Genomic DNA, 17900 nt, shown 5'->3' with positions numbered 1-17900 from the left:
TAAAAATGCGATCCTAGCATGAATATTTTTAACTTGTTCAAAATGCGATAACTGGTATAAATAAATTATTCATCTTTTGTGTAGTAAGTAGCCATGTATCGGGCACAGGTAATAGTAGTTAAGCTGGGGACGAGTGTGCTTACCGGCGGCACAGACAAACTAGATAAAGCACACATGGTAGAGCTTGTGCGTCAGTGTTGTGAATTAAAAAAGCAAGGCCACCGAGTTGTTATGGTATCAAGCGGGGCTGTTGCGGCGGGTCGTGAACAGCTCATTAAACCTTGTGGTCGCTCTGTTATTGATAAGCAGATGCTTGCTGCCATCGGTCAAGGTCAGCTTATTCATATTTGGCAAAGTCTGTTTGCATTGTATGGTGTTAGTGTTGGGCAAATGTTGCTGACCCGTGCTGATCTAGAAGACCGTGACCGTTACTTAAACGCCAGAGACACATTAACAGCTTTGCTCAATCACGATGTTGTGCCAATTATTAACGAAAATGATGCCGTTGCGACCAGTGAAATTAAAGTGGGTGATAATGACAACTTATCGGCACTTGTTGCTATTTTGGCCAATGCAGACAAGTTATTGTTATTAACTGACCAAGAGGGGTTGTTTACCAGTGATCCGCGTAGCAATGAGAATGCGCAATTAATCGATGAAGTGAGTCATATTGATGATGAGCTCAGGCTATTAGCTGGTGGTAGTGGCACAAACTTGGGGACGGGGGGGATGGCAACGAAGCTGCAAGCGGCAGACATTGCACGTCGATCTGGGGTTGAAGTGGTTATAGCGAAAGGCTCTGGTCAAAATGTCATTTTGAGCTGTATGACTGAGCAATTACCGGGTACCCGCTTTTTTAAACTCACTGCGCCAAAAGATGGCCGCAAGAAGTGGCTACTAGCAGGGCCAAAAAGTAGTGGTCAAATAGTCATTGATAATGGTGCAACTTTGGCAATTCAGCATCAAGGCGCAAGCTTATTAGCCAAAGGTGTGCGCGTAGCAAAAGGCGCATTTAATAGGGGGGAATTAGTTGACTTAGTGGATTTAAATAGTCAATTGGTTGCACGCGGTATCGTGCGATTTAATCATCAGGAAATTGAGCAGATTAAAGGCTGCCACTCCAAAGAAATCATTAGCGTATTGGGCTTTGATTGTGGTTCAGCCATTATCCACCGTGATGATTTAGTCTTATTTTAGCGTTTTAGTCAGATATGCTAGTAAAAAAAGAGTGCTGTTCTAGACTTAAAATTAGGTATTTATAAGGTAGATGTTAAATGGCCAACCCTTGCGGACATGAGTGGATTGTATCCATAACACAACAAGAAGAAGAGCCAGATTTAGATAAAGCGTTGCTAGGCGCGATTTCAGAGCTGGCAGAAATTGATGCTTTTGCAATTTACGTTAATAAGCATTTTAATGATGATGTTGCGCCTGTATTACTGAACAAAGACTCTCCTTTAGGAGTATTGGAGAGTCATGAGATAGCATCAATTTTACAAAAGGTGTCAAAAAATAAAATACGCGTAAGTGCGGCCTTTGGCTCCTACACAAGTTACATCCCCATGTATTATTTAGGGCGCGTTATTGGCATGTTACTGGTGGAATCGGATCATGAGTTAGCTGAACGTACAACCATGCTCAGCATTCATATTTTAAATGTGTATGCCAACCAACTTGCGCTTATTCATCGCTCACGGTTAGATCCCCTCACAGAGCTTTTAAATCGACAAACCTTTGATACCAAAGTGATGGAGATTGTGTCTGATGATCAATTCTCTCTATCTAATGAAGCACAAAGTTGGTTTTTAGCCATCGTGGATATTGATCATTTTAAACGAGTTAATGACAATTTTGGCCATGTGATTGGTGATGAAGTTATTTTGCTCTTAGCGAGGTTACTTAAAAATAACTTTAAAGTTGACGATTTTGTATTTCGTTATGGTGGTGAAGAATTTGCTGTGCTTTTTTATGCTAAAAGTGACTCTGATGCACGCCGCACTCTCGAATGTTTGCGAAAGAACGTAGCAGAATACCCTTTCCCTCAAGTGGGTCAGTTAACAGTGAGCATTGGTTATTTAAAACTTACAGAAGTTGATATGGTGGCGTCACTTGTCAATAAAGCGGATTTAGCACTATACCATTCAAAAAATAATGGCCGTGATCAGGTTACTTCATACCTTGACCTTAACGTCGTTGAGACAGTTCAAAATGACGATGATGGGATTGAGCTTTTTTAATGCTATTTTAATAGCTGTTATGCTAAAATCCGTGCCCTTAATTTGTTGTCGATAGGGTAGAAAATGAAATTAGTTCGTTGGATTTTAGGGTCTTTAATCTTATTTTTTGATTTTATATTTACACCACGCAGTAAAAAACGTGCGCCTGATGAGCAAGCAAAGCTCGATCAGCAAACCCGTGACTTTAAACTCTACCAATTTAAAGCGTGTCCTTTTTGTGTAAAAGTGCGCCGCTCTATTAAGCGCGAAGGCTTAAAAGTAGAAACCCGCGACGCTAAAAACAATGAACAATATCGTCAAGAGTTACTAGAGCAGGGTGGTAAAGTTAAGGTTCCTTGCCTACGTATTGAAAAAGATAACCAAGTAACCTGGTTATACGAATCAAACGATATCATTACCTATTTAGATAAAGTCGCAGCCTAAGGTGCGCGACTACTTCGAAAATTGCCCTTGCTATGCTAGCATCAGGGCAACTTTTATAGTCCTTTTTTAAAGAGAATATACCATGACAATCCGTACTCGTGTTGCTCCGTCACCAACAGGTGACCCGCATCTTGGCACTGCTTATATTGCCTTATTTAATTACTGTTTTGCTAAACAGCAAGGTGGTGAGTTTGTACTTCGTATTGAAGATACAGACCAAGTACGCAGCACGCCAGAATCTGAACAGGCGATTATGGATAGCCTACGTTGGTTAGGGCTTGAATGGGATCATGGTCCAGATGTGGGTGGTGAATTTGGCCCATACCGCCAATCAGAGCGCAGCGATTTATATAAGAAATATGCACATCAGCTCGTTGATGAAGGCAAAGCGTTTTACTGTTTTGCAACCAGCGAAGAACTTGATCAAATGCGCGAAGAGCAAATTGCAGAAGGTTTGCGCCCTAAATACGATGGTCGTGGTTTAAAACTAACTGAAGAAGAAGTTAAAGCTAATTTAGCTGCTGGTAAGCCATATGTAATTCGTATGAACATCCCAAGCGAAGGCACATTCAAGTTTAATGATTACTTACGTGATGAGATTGAGATCCCGTGGGAAAACGTAGATATGCAAGTGCTACTAAAAGCCGATGGTTTTCCAACATACTTCTTAGCCAACGTTGTTGATGATCACCACATGCAAATCAGCCATATTTTCCGTGGCGAAGAGTGGATCAACTCAGCCCCTAAGTTATTAAAACTGTACGAAGACTTTGGTTGGGAAGCGCCTATACTTGGTCATTTACCATTACTGCGTAATCCAGATAAATCAAAGCTATCAAAGCGTAAAAACCCAACCTCTATTAATTACTATAAAGAAATGGGTTACTTGCCAGAAGCGGTACTTAATTACTTAGGTCGCATGGGTTGGTCAATGCCTGACGAGCGTGAAAAGTTTACGCTGAACGAGATGATTGAGCACTTCGATATGAAGCGCGTATCACTGGGCAGCCCTGTATTTGATGTAGATAAACTAAGTTGGTTAAACGGCACGTGGATACGTGAAAACTTAACGGATGCAGAACTCATCCAGCGCTTTGTTGATTGGAAGTTCAATGGCGATATGCTGGCTAAAGTACTGCCTGAAGCTAAAACGCGTATTAATACTTTATCGGATATGGTTGATTTAGCTGGTCATTTTGTAGGTGGTATACCGACTTACGATCCCGCATTATTAACGGCAGGTAAAGCGGATGAAAATGTTATTCGCCAAGCGTTACAGTTCTTTATCTGGCAATTAGAAGGCCTACGTAGCTGGGAAAAGCCTGAGATATTTGCTATTGCTAAAGCGGTGGCAACATTCCACGAGCTTAAAATTAAAGACTTTTTAGAGCCAATCTTTGTTGCTATTACTGGAAAGACGTCATCGACATCAGTACTTGATGCAATGGAAATTCTAGGCTCTGATTTATCACGTGCCCGTCTACGTGTTGCACTTACACATTTAGGTGTTTCGAAAAAGCAGGCTAAGAATATAGAACGCGCTTATCGCGAATATCCAAATAGTTAATATGTTTTAACTGGTATTTTAAACCGAGCCCTAGGCTCGGTTTTTTATAACTTTTTTAATAACTGTAAGACTGACCAGTACATAAGTAAGCTTTCTCACATTCATATTTAGCATATGTCACTGCTATACATTGCTCAATGGTATAAGCGTTTGCTCCTCGGTTTACAGCATCTTGCTTTAATAAAGATTGGGCTTCGGCTTTTAAGTTATTTTTGTTAACAGTCCCTCGGCGACTCTCTTCACAGCTGAGCCCCTCTATCTGGCCCATCATTGTTGCGCCCATTTCGTTTGCATGTTGGTGGTTTCGAAATTTATATAAATCATGTTTAGCAATTTGATTTGCAATCATCACGTCGTTGATATTGGTAGATACCTTAATGGCACTGCATCCACTGCATAGAAGTAGTAGCAATGTACACAACGTTTTTTTCATTTTATGTCTGTCCTTAGTTTTTGTTTAATCTAAAGCATAACAATTATTTAAACTTAATATGTAAAATTTTGTTGATAACGTAGCTGCGTCTCTTTAATTCCTAGTATGTTGAAAAGCTAAAATGATCGCTTTGTATTTTATAAATTTCATTTTTGTTAATGAAATGTACAAAATGCTACACGTTTTAGCGTCACTTTTTATCTTCCTTATGGTTGAATTGTATGTACAAGTGGTGAAATAGATATTCACAAAACTTGAATAAAAATACTAAACAACTATCCAGGGGATACCTATGCAAGTGAAAACCATTTCCATTGCAGTAGCTGCCGCTATCTACAGCGCGAGTGCTGCACATGCTGCCGACATTGAGAGCCAGCACAAAATAAGTAACCAACTAAAAGCACCTAATATAACGTTTGAAGAAATTAAAGCATTTAGCAAAGAGTTTTCACAAGGCGACTCTGATTCTATGCTTCAAAACGATGGTCTTAATGTACAACTCAATAGCCAAGAAAAGAAATTTAAAGAAGAAGGTGTTGATGGTGAAAGTATATATATAGTGCGCTTGAAAGCGAACTCTGTTGCGCTCGAAGCGCGTGATCTAGCGTCACCTCTCGCACGCTCAATGCAAGTACAGGGTATAACAAAAATATTTGAAAAAGGCCGGGCTACTGTGAGTGCTGTCACAGAGTATCAAGCTAAATTATTACATAAACAAAACTCAGTGATGCAAGAAGTAACGGCCGTTACAGGCCGCACAGATATGCGTCGTCAATTTACTAAAGCCCTCAATGGCTTTTCTGTGAAAATGACTGAACGTGAAGCCAGCCGTGTTGCAGAACTTGGTTCTGTTGCATCTGTAATGCGTTCAAAGAACTATGACTTACTGTCAGATGAAGGTCCGAAGCATATTGGTGCAGATCAAATTTGGGATGGCACAAGTGTACCGAGCGGTATTAAAGGAAAAGGGGAGGGACAAATTGTTGGTATTATCGATACGGGTATCAACTCTGATCACCCTTCATTTTCAGCTATAGGCGGCGATGGCTATCAACATATCAACCCATTTGGAGAAGGCGCATACGTTGGTGACTGTGTTGAAGAGCCAGAAGAGGTTCAATGCAATAGTAAACTCATTGGTGTTCGCTCTTATGATGTGATAACCGATGCCTTTGAGGCAATGATACCTGGTTGGCCTGCCATTGGTGAAGATTATCAAGGTCATGGTTCACATGTCGCATCGACAGCTGCAGGTAACGTTGTTAAGAATGTACCTTATATGCTTCCTAGCTTTGGTGAGAACACAGATGGGGCTATCTTAAAAGAAGATTTATTTCCTGAGATTTCAGGGGTTGCTCCTCATGCTAATATTATTTCATATCAAGTGTGTTATCCAAGCAGTGCTGAATACGCAGGGTGTCCTGGTGAAGCTCTGGTTGCTGGTATTGAAGATGCGATTTCAGACGGCGTAGATGTTATCAACTTCTCAATTGGTGGCGCAGACTCAAATGTATGGGCAGATCCTGTACAGCTTGCTTTTCTCGCAGCACGAGAGGCTGGTATTAATGTGGCTGCTGCTGCGGGTAATAGTGGCCAAGCGTGTGGTGCTGCGGAATGTTTTGGTTACCTAGATAATTCATCACCTTGGTTGGCTCAGGTTGCAGCAACAACACATGGTCGTTCTATTGCGGTTGAAACTGCGGTTGAATATGCAGGCTTTGCTGATGATACCCTAGGTTCAGAGGTGCCAAGCTGGTCAGAAGCAGGTTTAGTTGGTGGAGCAATTAATAACGAAGAGCTGACTGGTGTTGTTGTATGGGCTAAGGATTATGCCGATGTAAACGGATTTAAAGATTACAATGGTTATTGCACAGCCGAATACCCAGAAGGAACGTTTGATTATTATAAAGATGGTAGTGAAATCACGGGTGCCAATGATGGTTCAACTAATGTGATTGTAATTTGTCAACGCCATACACCAACTGACCCTAACGCTAATGCACGTACTGCAAAAGTAGATCATGTTAAAGCAGGTGGCGCGGATGGTTTCATTATGTTTAACCGTGATCGTAATCAAGGCACCGTTCCTGAATCATACTCTTTACCTGGCGTCCACTTTAGTTATGATCAATGGAATGGAGTATACCCAGAAGATGCTCTAGAGGATTGGGTTGATAGCTATTCAGAGCTAGGTCACATGATAACGATTAAACCAACCGTTATCGAACGTCGCGTCAATCAAGATGATGCAGATTGGCTTGCTGACTTTTCTTCTCGCGGTCCATCATTTTCAAATGTTGAGGTATTAGCACCTGCAATGGCTGCGCCGGGTGTCAATATATATGCTGCTTATTCTGATGAACATCCGTTCGTAGAGCCGCATGGGCAAGATTATGCTGGTATTAGTGGTACATCTATGGCGTCGCCTCATGTTGCAGGGTCAATGGCATTATTACGTCAAATTCACCCAGAGTGGACTGCGGCCGAAATTCAATCTGCGCTTTCTATGACAGCGGAAAATGTTGTTAAATATCATCGTTTAAATAACAAAAGTGATATTGTTGCTGATGCAAAAATTTATCGCGCTGGAGCCGGCCGAATTAACGTTGCATTGGCTGCTAAAGCGGGTTTTGTGATGAACGAAACTGCGGATAACTTCTTAGCGGCTGACCCTTACAACGGTGGCACTCCACATAAGCTTAATTTACCTAACTTGGTGAACTTTGCATGTGCACCTGAGTGTCAATGGGTTAGAACCATAAAAGCAACGCAAGATGGTACGTGGACTGTAAGCCATGAAGATGTTGAAAACTGGAATTTTGATGTTAATAGTCAAACCGCTCAAAACGGTGTCAATATTGACATTTTCCCAAAAACTTTTTCACTGAAAAAAGGCGAAACACAGACCATTATAGTGAAAGCGTCTATCATGGATACACAGGACTTATTTAGTAACTCTGAGGTTGAGCTGCATACTAACCTTGTGTTCCAGTCTGAAAATACTGAAACACCAGATGCACATTGGCCAGTTTCATTTAAATATGATCGTGGAAATTTACCGTCATCATTACAAACTACAGCACATTCAAATCAGGGAACATATGTTGCCAAAGGCATTGTTTTACCAAATGTAGAAACGCCTGTTGCTAGTGTATATGAGCCAGTCAAAGCTGAAATAAGCACCGTAACCCTCCCTAAAGATGATGAGCGTATCTTCCCATGGACGATGAATCGAACAGAAGACGTGGCCGCTGAGGATATTCTTGATGAGGCGACTTTTAGTAAGTTTGTAACTGTACCAGTAAATTCAAAACGCTTTATGGCTGAAGTGATGGGAGTTGAATCAGATTTAAAGGGGACGCTCAAAATTGGTAACCCTTTAGTGTATGTAGGTAAAGACTACAATAATGATGGCGTTATTCAGCCTCAGGATGAAATTCTGTGCGTGTCAAACCATAAAATTTACGAAAACTTCTGTAATATCAACAATCCAGAAGAGGGTGAGTATTGGGTGGTGATCTACAATTCAAACCAGTCTGGTGTTGGTGCGGTTGAGGAAACATTCAAACTTGCAACCGCGGTGGTTTCAGACCAAATAGCAAGCTCTATGACAGCAAGTTTACCTGCTAGTAATGGTGAAGACACTGTTGATATGACCGTAGAATGGGACACTGAGTTAACGCCTAATAATGTCTACTATTCTATGATTGATGTAGGTTCATCAAATGTAAACCCAAATAACATCGGATCAATACCATTTAAAATCAAGCGTGGTAACGATGTCGTTCACCTTGATGCACCCGCTACAGGAGCAAAAGTAGGGGACTTTATTCCCTATACATTTGAGGTGTTAGCGAATAACTCAGGTATTGATCGTGACTATGAGTTCGAGCTTACTACTCCTGAAGGTTTAAGTGTACACCCGAATAATGTTCATGTTTCTTCTACATCAGAAGTAAATGTCGAGGTTATTGATGGCAAAGTGATTATAACAGGTGTTCAAGCTGATACACGTGATATAGAGCCTGATTATATAGTTACCAATAACATCACTGATGAAATGTGTCGTACACCTGACTTTGGTGGTTCAAACCCTGGTGGATATGTTGATTTGGCTGAGTTTGGCATCATGCCATTATTATCAGGTTTTGATGACAACAATTTGTACAATTATAACCGAGGCTTCACGTTACCGATTTCAAGTTTTTATAACGGGGCGTATGATGAGTTTAGCTTATATAATAACGCTGAGAATACAAATATCAAAAACAGCGTTATTCAAATCCGTGGTATGGGTACTGTTAATCCAGGTGCAAGCCGCTACTTCTACCCTGTCCATAACCCATTCCCATATAATTCGTTCCCATATGAAAATATGGCTCCACTGTGGCGTGGTTGGGAGTTTAGTGAACAAGGGTTGTTACGCTCTGTAATGTCAGTAGGCCTGTCATCTGATGAAGGTATTTCACTTGCTAGTACTGCTGATGGTTGGGGAATAGTAGAGTGGGATAATGCATCAGATTATGATGATCCCGTACTTGACCGTTCGACAGGCAAATATAGTTATACAAAGCGTGATAACTCGTTTGACTTCCAATTACTATTTAATGCCAATACTCGCTTTGGTGAAGGTGAACATGAGCTCTACTATGCATATGATAATTTAGATTTTGGTTCAACACGACCACACGGTAGTATCGGTTTGCAAGGTCACCGTGGTGCATTATATCAATATGGACCGCTAGAAAAGTATCGTGGCATACAGCATGCTTTTAACGATTTAGATGAAGTGATCAGCGATGGTTACGTTGTATGCATGGATTATGTTGGTCCTGAATCCTCTCAGTTTGAGGTAACCGCGTGGGCTGAAGTGTTACCATCAGCATCAGGTCAAACATTAGAAATTGATGCTAAATCATCAATGACTGGCTTGAATAGTATGACTGCGACAGCAACATTAAGTGTACCAGGCAATATTACCGTGGTGGCGTTAAACGACATGGTTACAGCCGAAGAAACTGCGATAAGTTTTGATGTGCATTATATTGATGAGACAAATTCAAAGAATGAAATCTCAGTAATAAATGACAATGTTAGTTACGTAGTTAAAGGTGACACCGTGACAGTCACACCAAATGATAACTTTTTTGGTGAGACAGAAGTGACGGTCGTCGTATCTGACATCGAAAATCCATCTGATGCGGCAAGCACGTCGTTTATTCTAACCGTTACAGGTATTAGTGATGCACCAGTTGCAAGCGTTACTGAGACGCAAATGGTTATTACTGAAGGTGAATTAGTGACGCTAGATGCTTCAGCCTCAATCGACCCCGATGGCGATGAGGTCAGCTTTACGTGGACTGGCAACGGAACTATCGCAAATTCATCAGCAGCGACAACAACAGTATCGGATTTACCAGCAGGTGATCATGTATTTACCGTAACGGTCTCAGATGGCGTCAATGAAACAACAGCTACTGTAGGCGTTAAAGTAGTCACGGTTGCACAGCGCCTTACTATTAGTGAGATAGCGACGCAATCAGTAGATGAAGATAGCAATACTGAAATCGCGATTAACTTTGATAATCAACTAGGTAAAGACACGTTAATTACCGCAATGGCTGCTAACACAAGTATTGAGGTAATGGGTAATGAGTCAGGCTCAATACTTAAATTGACACCGACGGCAAACTTTAATGGTGATATCGAGGTAACCGTGATGGTTGCATATACTGATGAGCCAACTGCCGTGGCTCAAACTACGTTTACTTTATCGGTCAATGCGATAAATGATGCACCCGTTGTTGAACTTGATAAAACGCATATGTATGTGCGAGAAGGCCAGGTCCCAACGTTAAGTGCGACAGCGACTGACCTTGATGGTGATGAACTGACCTATGAGTGGGCAGGTCCAGGTACAATTGCTTCAGCAAATGAAGCAAGTACTAAAGTATCAGGACTTGTTGCGGGTGATTATGTTTACACAGTATCAGTAAGCGACGGTGTAACAACGGTTGAAAAAAGCATGCAGTTATCAGTGACTGAAGCCCCGGTGGTTGATGATGCTGATGATGAAGAAGAGTCTAGTGGTTCGTTAACTTGGTTAACGATACTAATGGCTGGTTTTGCAAGCTTAAGACGCCGTAAAGCTAAGCGCAGCTAAATTTATTCCTAATTGTGTTATGTTACAAAGAGCCTTCGGGCTCTTTTTTTGTTTTTAATTAGCACATACCATGATGAAAAAGCAGCGAAAATTAATATAATAGTTATAACGATGAGTGCTAAGTGAAATCAAATACCTCTGTAGCAAAATGTACAAGGTATTTTATATTTTTTGTAATGTGTTAATTTTAGCAAGAAAGGGAGATGGCGAGGGTATTATTGTGTCAGCTAAAAATACATAAACATGGCTTAGCATACTATTTTTGTAATCAAGTGAGGCTTTATATGCTACTAATCATGAGAATACCCCTGAATACCAATATACTATGATTTAAAGGTGAATTAAGTTGATGAAAAAGGTGTTTGGCTTACTGTGTTGCTTGAACATATCAGTTGTGTATGCACAAGTTGACGAACAGCAAACTCAGCTTGTTAAAAAGTCGACAATTAATGCCAGCGTGACATTGGGTTATGGAGGGATTGAAAACCCGGTGCTTGATGCAGGTAATATCACATCACCCATTCTTCCAAGTTTTAGCTATTATGGTGATAGTTGGTATTTTGATGACTTTTCAATAGGCTACAGTCTCATTGAAGCACCTAATTATTATATCGATATATTAGGCAGGTTTAATGATGATGGCTTCTTTTTTGAACTTGATGGTGTTGAACAGCTATTTGCTCTAGGGGCGGTTTCTTCAGGTCCAGGAAGGCCTACGATTCCTTCGGCTACACCTATCAACTTAACACCCATAGAGAGAGATTTGTCCTATATGGTGGGTGTATCTTCAGCATTTAATCTCTATGATAATATTTGGCTAAGCGGGGCGTTATTACAAGATGCAACGGACGTTCATAACGGTCATGAATTTTTGCTTAATGCTTATAGTGTGTTTGAATTATTTTCAGGCAAGGCGGGCATAGAGATTGGGGCCGTTTATAAAAATAAAGAATTAATAGCGTATTATTACACCGTAGCCGCTGGTGAAAGTAAAAGTAGATTACCTAAGTATGACTTAGAAAGTAATGAGCAATATCATATTAAGTTAACGTATGAATACTCGCTAAATAATAATCTCAGTTTAGACTTTAAGCTTAAACACACTTGGTTGGGTGATAACCTGGCCAACTCCCATATGATAAAGCAAAACGGGTACTTTTCTGGATTTGTAGGAGTTACTTATCATTTTTAGGCCATTGTATCGATATTCTTGCGCCGCCACTTGTCGTGTGATTTGTTAAGTTTATTTTACCTCCGTGCCACGTGGCAATCCTGTCTACAATATATAGCCCAAGGCCATAGCCACTAGCTAGCACATCACCTTCACCTTGTTTAAATGGCTCAATCAATGCATTAGCATTAAGTGGTAAACCTGGGCCATCATCAGTCACATAAATAGTATAAATACCGTTACTCTTCCGAGTTTTAATTTGTATCGAGTGCTTTGCATATTTGGTCGCATTTATGAGTAGATTTTGCACTGCAATAGCCATAAAGCTATGTTCGCACCATGCGTCAATTATTTGAAAGTCTACTTTAAATTCTAACTCTTTGTAGAGTTTGAATTTGTGTATCTCAGTATTTATGAGCGATGCTAGATTGACTTTCTTTTGATTAAACACTGTTTGTTGATGTTCGAGCCGTGCAAAAGAAAGGTATTGCTCGAGTCGTACTTCGATTTCGTCGATATCATGTTCTATCTGACTATTTTCATCAGGTTCTAGTTCTGAAATTGAAAGAGCAAAACGCATTCTAGAAAGGGGCGTTCGGATCTCATGGGATATGATCCGTGATAAATCACTGTGTAATAAAATAAAGCTTTCTATACGCTCTGACATTTCTGTAAACGTCCCTGCAAGTGGCGCAATTGAAGAATTACTTTTGATTGGTAGGATGATTTTTTCTGGCTTTTTACTGAAACATTTTGCTGCATTTTGAAGTAGACTTAAATCTCTAAAAACGGGTCTTATAAACAATAAAATAATGCCGCCAAGTAATAAGTAAAAAGCCATAAATACAACCCAGTCTGTTGGCGGGGTGCGCATCAGTTCAACCGGACCCACTCTGTATATTTGTTTATTAAACCCTTTTAAGTAAACAAAAGATTGGTTTTCAAGAGTAACACTGAGGATCCCTTCATTTTCAAAATTAGTTTGTAGCTCTGGCGATAAAATAAGCTCTGAGGCGTTTACCTTTTTCACTCTCGTATCTTTTTCGTCAATTAATTTCCTAAACTCGTTAACACTAAGCTGAAGGCTAGGAGTTTGCGCTGAGAAAAAATAATTGTACATTTGGCCAAATGATAATACTAAAGCCGTTAAGCTAACCGTTATTATCATGTATAACTTTAAAAACTGTTGGTTCATGACTTAGTAATATCCAAACTATAGCCTTTTCCTCTAACAGACTTAATATCTAAAGATGCTTCTTTATCGGAAAATAGTTCTTTTAGTTTTTTCCTTAATCGACTAATTTTTAAATCAATCGCTCTATCTAGGCCGTCATACTCTCTCCCTATTACTTGTTTAAACAATAACTCTCGCGATACTGTTTGAGGTGCATTGTTTGCTAAAAATGAAATAATCTCAAATTCACTTTCGTTTAGGCCTAACCAAGTATTAAGAAACTTTGCATCACGTTTGTTAGTGTCTACAGATAAGTCTTGCTGAAGTTCATCTGGGATTATACGTTGATTAATGATGTTTTTAATTTTGGCTAAGAGTAATTCAGGTTTAATTGGCTTAACTAAATAATCATAAGCACCTAGCTCTAACCCTTTTATTTGTGATTGAACAGAATCCAGCGCGGTTAAAAAAATAACAGGGCAGTTGTGGTTGTTTTTTAGCTGCTCTATCAGTGCAAACCCATTTCCATCAGGTAACATAACATCACAAATGATCAGTGTAGGTAAAAAGGTACATTCATGATCATAGTAGGTTTGTACTGTATTGAATAAGTCAACGGTGTAACCTTGCTTTAAAAGGAATTTATGTATCAGTTTTGCCAGTTTGAGATCATCTTCAATAACAAATATATGATGCATTATAGACTCCAGCCAAAGCGGCGTTTTATACGATAATCACTTACTTTATAGTTAGCGATGGATAGTTGTTGTTCTTTAACCACTACATTTTCTAAGGGATCAATAAGTTGAACCATAATGGAGTGTGTCGTTTTTAATTTAAAATGTTCATTAATAAGCCCTGGAGAGTTGTAGCACTGGGTATAATGAGGGCGGTTCGTTATTTCTAAGCATAGCTCTTTAAAAGGCGCGAGCGTAAAATTTACTTGAATATTAAATTCGCAGAACTTGTTTTGTGATTCAATGATGCACACCTTCGGCGAGACATTAAAAAAAGGTTTATCAGATGCCTGTGCAAAGCTACTGACACTAAAAAGGCCGCTACATAATAATGTGATCAATAATGTTTTTTTATTGATGTATTTTACATCAATGGCTTTAATGGCTGTGAGGCAAAACAAATTAAACTACCTAAATAATCGCGAGAATGGATGTAGAAAAAATAAACAAGCTCACGTTCCTTTTGTCTAAGTTTTTTTTAGTAACATACAGAGTATTTCACTCAGGCTGTTTGTTATTATATTTAGAGTAAAGCGAATGGTCCTTTTAGGTTCTCTATTTTTGACTAATTAAGGGTTACACAAGTAATTATAAAGGCACTAATAAACGACGTAAAATACACCTTCATTTAGATTAAAAACATCTCTACTGCTGTCGTTAGTGTTAACTATTTCTAGTTGATTGTTAACCCTTTGTACAAATTGCTACATTTAATTGTAGGCTATTTATTTAATTGGTTCGTGATTAGTAAAATAGGGTAAGTGATACTTACTTTTTTAAGTTGATTTATCTTCATCTTTTAGCTTTATTAAACCAAGCATTTATTTTGTTACACAAAATTAAACAGATTCGACCTCTCTCATTATTTTATCTGGTAGTATAGATAAGTTATAAGCAGTTTAAGCAGTGAACAAACAATGTTAAGTCCTTATTATCAGCAACATGCTGACTATATCTCTATTTCTCGTGAACAAGGTTGCCGCTTTGCTAAGTGCGTAGCTGATGATTACAACCCGCTTCATGATAAAGACGCAAAACGATTTTGTGTACCTGGAGATCTATTGTTCTCGTTGGTATTAAGTAAGTACGGTATCAGTGAAAAAATGGAATTCACGTTTGCAGGCATGGTAGATGAAAGCTCAAAACTTGAGTTTCCACAAGGTGCAGATGAATTTGATATCACCAGTGGTGAAAAAGTCATGCTGAAAGTTAAGCGTGAAGGTAAAACCAGTCAGTGTGAAACACTGACCAATAGTCTGATAAAGAATTATGTAGAGTTTTCTGGTACCACGTTTCCTCATGTGATCATTCCGCTTATGGGCAAACAAGATGTCATGATAAACCCGGCTAGACCGATGGTTATTTATGAGTCAATGTTGATTAACCTCGATACGTTGGATATCAAAGCCCCTGTATTAGAATTTGCTGAACCTGATTTCGAATGTGCAGGTAAGCGCGGTAAAATAACATTGCGATTTAATTTGCTCGAAAATGGCAAAAAAGTGGGATCAGGTGAAAAACATATGGTTGTATCGGGTATACGAGAATATTGCCAAGACACTGTTGACGATTTGATTTCATTTTATAACGAACGTAAAGAAACGCTTAAGCCTGTTGCTTAAATCAGCGAGAGTTTAATCATCACTAAGAAGGCGCGTAAGCGCCTTTTTTGTTAAGCGTTTTGCGCGTACAATAATGCTAATATTTGTCATTCCAAGTTTATCTTATGTCTGCTGCAACGTTTACTGATCTTCACCTTGACCCTTTACTACTCAAAAGCCTTGAGTTAACTGAATACCAAAGCCCTACCGCTATTCAGCTACAAACAATCCCACTCATTTTGGCTGGAAACGATGTGATGGGCAGCGCCCAAACAGGCACAGGTAAAACAGCTGCTTTTGTACTCCCTTTGCTGCATAAATTAATTACCAGCGATAAAAAAGATGAGCAAGGCACCGCACGAGTTTTAATATTAACGCCAACTCGTGAACTCGCCCAGCAAGTATTTGCAAGCTTTGAAAAATATGCGTATGGCACTAATATCAAAGGCGCATTAGCCTATGGTGGTGCGAGTATTGGTCCTCAAGTCAAAGCGATGAAAGACGCACAAGTGGTGGTGGCTACACCGGGACGTTTACTTGATCACATTATTAAAGGCAGTATTACACTATCAAGTGTGGATTCATTGGTGTTTGATGAAGCGGATAGAATGCTGGATATGGGCTTTATTGATGAGATTAAGCGTATTTTACGCCATGTGCCAAGTGACCGTCAGACTTTATTATTTTCAGCCACGTTTGATGATAGCGTGTTTGAACTAAGTAAAAAGTTACTGAAGGATCCAAAACTTGTAGAAGTCGATAAGCGCAACTCGGCAGCGGTAGAAGTTGAACAAGTTATTTATGCCGTCGATGAGGACCGTAAACGTGAACTCGTATCGCACATGATTGGTATGAAAAACTGGCGCCAAGTGCTCATTTTTACGCGTACCAAACAAATGGCAGACAAGTTAGCCAAAGAAATGTGTAAAGACGGGCTGAAAACGGAGTCCATTCACGGTGATAAATCACAAGGGGCACGTGATAGAGCATTGCAACACTTTAAAGAGGGAACCACTCGTGTGCTTGTTGCAACGGATGTTGCTGCGCGAGGGTTAGACATTGTTTCATTAAAATACGTAATCAACTTTGAGCTTCCTTACATAGCAGAAGATTACGTTCATCGAATTGGTCGAACGGGACGAGCAGGTGAGCAAGGGCTTGCAATGTCGTTAGTAAGCCTTGATGAGCAATGGCTGCTTGAAGAAATCGAAGTTCTTTTAGATACACGCCTAACGCCACAATGGCTTACAGGGTATGAACCCGACCTAAACAAAAAGCCTAAAGATAACCGTAAAAATACGAATAAATCGCGAAAAGACCGTGATAAAAAGCGAATTTTAGGTAAAAAAAGTTCAAACCGCCGTCGATAAGTTTCTTATACTTAATCTTAAGTAGTCAGCGTGGGTGTTTAGCATGTTTAAAACAAATAAGTGGATGTTTTCAGAAAAAGACAGTCATATATCTTTACAGAAGTGGCAGAAAACGGTCGATTTAATGACAGATCTGTTTTCTGCTCCTGCTGGTTTTATTGTGCAATCGGTTGATTCAGGTTATCGAATAGTGATTGCCAGCGAACAACAAGAGAACCCGTATGATGCAGGCACTTTTATACCTAATGATGTTAATATATTTTGTAAAAAAGTGGTCGCAGATAACTGTGCGCTTTATGAAAAACATGCCACAGAAGAGACGTATTGGTTTGATAACCCTGAAGTGACACGGGATGGTTTTGAATCATACCTTGGGTTACCTATTCACTGGCCTGATGGCGAGGTATTCGGCACCTTGTGTGTAATGGATTTTGAGCAAACAGACTACCAGCGCAACTACTTAGAATTAATTAAGCAACTAAGAGACATGGTTGAAGATGATTTGGAAATGGTCAACAATTTCGTGCAAATGCGCGAGATTGCCATGTTAGATCCGTTAACTAATCTTTATAATCGCCGTGCTTTGAGTTTACTCGCACAACAAAAAATCAATTTAGCAAGTCGGCTAGGTTTTGATGTATGTTGCTTATTTATCGACGTAAACGACTTTAAAAAGCTAAATGACAGGTTCGGTCATGAGGTTGGTGATAATGCACTCATTGTATTGGCTGACACATTACGAATGCGTTTACGAGATGCTGATATTGTGGGTCGTTTAGGTGGCGATGAGTTTATCGCTGTCATTCAAATCACCGATAAACAGCTAATAGATAATGTCCTTCATAAAATACATAAAGGTTATAAAACTTCATTGGCTGAAAAGAATTTACCAAGTTTAAGTTTAAGTATTGGTTACAGTTTTAATTCTCAGCAAAAAGAACCCTTTGAGACGCTGTTAGATAAAGCAGACCAAGAGATGTACAAAAATAAACAAGCATTAAAACTGTCTAACCAGTCATAATGC

The 17900-nt window shown here is 39.6% G+C and carries 13 protein-coding genes; 9 read left to right on the top strand and 4 right to left on the bottom strand.

Annotated features, from left to right (window positions below):
* The first annotated feature begins 93 nt into the window (after positions 1–93).
* From proB to gltX, 4 genes are all read left to right on the top strand, one after another.
* Positions 94–1197 (top strand): glutamate 5-kinase, encoded by a 1104-nt coding sequence (gene proB / locus ATS75_RS09490; RefSeq protein ID WP_058560201.1) that lies wholly within the window; start codon positions 94–96, stop codon positions 1195–1197.
* Between the two features lie 77 nt (positions 1198–1274).
* Positions 1275–2237 (top strand): GGDEF domain-containing protein, encoded by a 963-nt coding sequence (locus tag ATS75_RS09485; protein ID WP_058560200.1) that lies wholly within the window; start codon positions 1275–1277, stop codon positions 2235–2237.
* A gap of 63 nt (positions 2238–2300) precedes the next feature.
* On the top strand, positions 2301–2660 hold the full coding sequence (locus ATS75_RS09480; protein WP_058560199.1) for a glutathione S-transferase N-terminal domain-containing protein: 360 nt from the start codon (positions 2301–2303) through the stop codon (positions 2658–2660).
* 82 nt (positions 2661–2742) lie between these two features.
* Positions 2743–4227 (top strand): glutamate--tRNA ligase, encoded by a 1485-nt coding sequence (gltX, locus tag ATS75_RS09475; RefSeq protein ID WP_058560198.1) that lies wholly within the window; start codon positions 2743–2745, stop codon positions 4225–4227.
* Positions 4228–4282: 55 nt separating this feature from the next.
* Here the strand turns inward: gltX and ATS75_RS09470 are convergent, their stop codons facing one another.
* Complete coding sequence (locus ATS75_RS09470) at positions 4283–4660, bottom strand: hypothetical protein (RefSeq protein WP_152996209.1); 378 nt, start codon at positions 4658–4660, stop codon at positions 4283–4285.
* 292 nt (positions 4661–4952) lie between these two features.
* Here ATS75_RS09470 and ATS75_RS09465 point away from each other — a divergent pair, with 292 nt between their 5' ends.
* Positions 4953–10823, top strand: coding sequence for a S8 family serine peptidase (locus ATS75_RS09465; RefSeq protein ID WP_058560196.1), 5871 nt, complete (start codon positions 4953–4955; stop codon positions 10821–10823).
* Positions 10824–11172: 349 nt separating this feature from the next.
* A complete protein-coding gene (locus ATS75_RS09460) occupies positions 11173–12015 on the top strand; it encodes a MipA/OmpV family protein (protein ID WP_058560195.1) in 843 nt (280 codons plus the stop codon).
* On the opposite strand, the gene ATS75_RS09455 is transcribed toward ATS75_RS09460, so the two are convergent.
* The 3 genes from ATS75_RS09455 to ATS75_RS09445 all read right to left on the bottom strand — a co-directional run bounded on the left by ATS75_RS09455 (position 11999) and on the right by ATS75_RS09445 (position 14306).
* Positions 11999–13024: a sensor histidine kinase gene (locus ATS75_RS09455; RefSeq protein WP_161936893.1), complete on the bottom strand. Its 1026-nt coding sequence runs from the start codon at positions 13022–13024 to the stop codon at positions 11999–12001. The genes ATS75_RS09460 and ATS75_RS09455 overlap by 17 nt on opposite strands.
* Positions 13025–13185: 161 nt before the next feature.
* On the bottom strand, positions 13186–13866 hold the full coding sequence (locus ATS75_RS09450) for a response regulator transcription factor (protein ID WP_058560193.1): 681 nt from the start codon (positions 13864–13866) through the stop codon (positions 13186–13188).
* Positions 13866–14306, bottom strand: coding sequence for a DUF3019 domain-containing protein (locus tag ATS75_RS09445; protein WP_058560192.1), 441 nt, complete (start codon positions 14304–14306; stop codon positions 13866–13868). Before ATS75_RS09445 ends, ATS75_RS09450 begins: the two co-directional genes overlap by 1 nt.
* Before the next feature lie 516 nt (positions 14307–14822).
* Here ATS75_RS09445 and ATS75_RS09440 point away from each other — a divergent pair.
* The 3 genes from ATS75_RS09440 (at position 14823) to ATS75_RS09430 (ending at position 17897) form a co-directional block, all read left to right on the top strand.
* Positions 14823–15527 (top strand): DUF3581 domain-containing protein, encoded by a 705-nt coding sequence (locus ATS75_RS09440; RefSeq protein WP_058560191.1) that lies wholly within the window; start codon positions 14823–14825, stop codon positions 15525–15527.
* Between the two features lie 104 nt (positions 15528–15631).
* Positions 15632–16876: a DEAD/DEAH box helicase gene (locus ATS75_RS09435; RefSeq protein ID WP_058560190.1), complete on the top strand. Its 1245-nt coding sequence runs from the start codon at positions 15632–15634 to the stop codon at positions 16874–16876.
* A 43-nt stretch (positions 16877–16919) separates the two neighbouring features.
* Positions 16920–17897, top strand: a complete 978-nt coding sequence (locus ATS75_RS09430) for a sensor domain-containing diguanylate cyclase (protein ID WP_058560189.1) — start codon at positions 16920–16922, stop codon at positions 17895–17897.
* Positions 17898–17900 lie beyond the last annotated feature (3 nt).

It is taken from the genome of Pseudoalteromonas sp. H105, from assembly GCF_001469215.1.
GTDB lineage: Bacteria > Pseudomonadota > Gammaproteobacteria > Enterobacterales > Alteromonadaceae > Pseudoalteromonas.
This window is presented reverse-complemented; position numbering and strand designations above follow the sequence as displayed.

Bases quoted from the DNA above. Each gene is read 5' to 3' on its own strand.
- proB (WP_058560201.1), top strand. From the start codon at position 94: ATGTATCGGGCACAGGTAATAGTAGTTAAGCTGGGGACGAGTGTGCTT.
- ATS75_RS09485 (WP_058560200.1), top strand. From the start codon at position 1,275: ATGGCCAACCCTTGCGGACATGAGTGGATTGTATCCATAACACAACAA.
- ATS75_RS09480 (WP_058560199.1), top strand. From the start codon at position 2,301: ATGAAATTAGTTCGTTGGATTTTAGGGTCTTTAATCTTATTTTTTGAT.
- gltX (WP_058560198.1), top strand. From the start codon at position 2,743: ATGACAATCCGTACTCGTGTTGCTCCGTCACCAACAGGTGACCCGCAT.
- ATS75_RS09470 (WP_152996209.1), bottom strand. From the start codon at position 4,660: ATGAAAAAAACGTTGTGTACATTGCTACTACTTCTATGCAGTGGATGC.
- ATS75_RS09465 (WP_058560196.1), top strand. From the start codon at position 4,953: ATGCAAGTGAAAACCATTTCCATTGCAGTAGCTGCCGCTATCTACAGC.
- ATS75_RS09460 (WP_058560195.1), top strand. From the start codon at position 11,173: ATGAAAAAGGTGTTTGGCTTACTGTGTTGCTTGAACATATCAGTTGTG.
- ATS75_RS09450 (WP_058560193.1), bottom strand. From the start codon at position 13,866: ATGCATCATATATTTGTTATTGAAGATGATCTCAAACTGGCAAAACTG.
- ATS75_RS09440 (WP_058560191.1), top strand. From the start codon at position 14,823: ATGTTAAGTCCTTATTATCAGCAACATGCTGACTATATCTCTATTTCT.
- ATS75_RS09435 (WP_058560190.1), top strand. From the start codon at position 15,632: ATGTCTGCTGCAACGTTTACTGATCTTCACCTTGACCCTTTACTACTC.
- ATS75_RS09430 (WP_058560189.1), top strand. From the start codon at position 16,920: ATGTTTAAAACAAATAAGTGGATGTTTTCAGAAAAAGACAGTCATATA.